1 protein-coding gene is annotated in these 1612 nt (G+C 60.9%); it reads right to left on the bottom strand.

What is annotated here, in order from left to right:
* Positions 1–377 precede the first annotated feature (377 nt).
* On the bottom strand, positions 378–890 hold the full coding sequence (locus tag M1248_RS33225) for a hemophore-related protein (protein ID WP_112557560.1): 513 nt from the start codon (positions 888–890) through the stop codon (positions 378–380).
* Positions 891–1612: the final 722 nt, after the last annotated feature.

Raw genomic sequence — 1612 nt, 5'->3', positions numbered from 1 at the left:
GCACTCGGGCAACAGAGTCCCACAACGACTGGACCACTACAGCGGGCTCACCTCACGGGCGCCGAGCACTCCGGATTCAACAGCGACGCCTTCTACGGCCGCGATCGGGCAATGCCGTATTCATGCCGTTGCTGGTCGCCGGCCCTGAGGAAGCGATGCTTCTGCCAGGACCGACCGCGGTGCTGACCGAAGCAAAACTAGCGTCGGTCGTCAGGCGCAGCCGGCGACGCGCTAGCGGCTCAAGTATGCCCGCGCTCGGCCATACTCGCCGGTGAGCAGAGAGCCACCCACCGAAGATGAATTGCGCTCAGAGCTTGTGACGTCATGTCGCACGACTGTCGCCTCTCGCGTAGTCATTAAGCGACGAGCGCCAAGACTCACTGTCCAGGCATCGCTCCAGGTGCCATCTGCCCGGGCCCCATGCCGCCGGGACCCATCTGTCCGGGCGCCATGCCGCCGGGACCCATCTGTCCGGGCGCCATACCACCTGGCCCCATGCCGTCGGGCATCATGCCTGGGCCCATGGGCAAGCCGCATCTCGCACTCAGATCCTTAACCGGTTGATGGATGTTCTGAAAGGCAGCAGCCACGTCTGGGTGATTCTCGGTGAACGCTTGAATCACGCCGTGCCGCTCCTGGGGTGTGGCCTTGCTTCTGGCATCGACAAACACCTGTTGAACGTCGGGGCGGGAGTCGAGATAGTCAGCCATTCGAGTCATCGCTTCGGCGTGCGCGCGCATCACGGCGGCCGGAGAACACGGATCCGGCGGCGGTGGCTGCGCAACCGCAGCTCCGGCTGCTACCGACGCTACGATGCACGCCGCCGCAACAGCGGTAGTCGCGCCACCCAGACGCCGTCTTACCCATCTGTATTGCAGAACCTCATTCATTTCATGTCTCCTCTCGATTGCTACTCCCCGACTACCGCCCGTTGCCGCGCAAATGCGCGATGTGTGCTATGCCCGTGCACGAACCGAACCAAAGGAGTTCGCACTAGCCATTGCTCCGAAGTGCAGTCACGTATTAATCGCCGATGGACATATAGGCTGCACGCGGCATCTGCTGCGTGAGGGCTCGGGCCGGTAACTCGCCAGCTCTGCGCTAGCTCCATCAGCCTCTCCTTGTCGAGCCTGTTACTTCACTCCCTGCACTACCGAAGTGACCCTGCTATACGAGAATTGACGATAGCGTGTGAAGCTGTCAAGGTTCTGCGAAAGAGGTGATTCGAGCATCTTCGTTCGCGGCTGATACTCCATCCATTGGCTCGGTAAGGCTCTACACGGTCGCTCGAGGAGCTTGCCACAGTAACAGTTAGCTCCCTTTTGCGGCGACGCACACCGCACGCCGAACGCGAGCAAAGCGGCCGCAATTTTCTTGTAGGCCAACGTCCTTCCTCAGTCGGTCAGCTTCTCCACCTCAACCCATCCTGGAGGACCCGTGCGTCCCGACGTTGCCATGTTCAATCTCAACTGAACATTCCGCTCAGCGCTTCACTGCCACTAGATGGACGTTTGCAAGCTATATGTAGTCGGTCAATACTAAGTTGATCCGTGTGCGGACGGGACTGCCCCGGGTTCAGTTGACTCGCGGGGTGTGAATTTCAGGCCGCGGT

It is taken from the genome of Mycobacterium sp. 29Ha (assembly GCF_032883055.1).
In the GTDB taxonomy this organism is placed as follows: Bacteria; Actinomycetota; Actinomycetes; order Mycobacteriales; family Mycobacteriaceae; genus Mycobacterium; species Mycobacterium gallinarum.
This window is presented reverse-complemented; position numbering and strand designations above follow the sequence as displayed.

Bases quoted from the DNA above. Each gene is read 5' to 3' on its own strand.
- M1248_RS33225 (WP_112557560.1), bottom strand. From the start codon at position 890: ATGAATGAGGTTCTGCAATACAGATGGGTAAGACGGCGTCTGGGTGGC.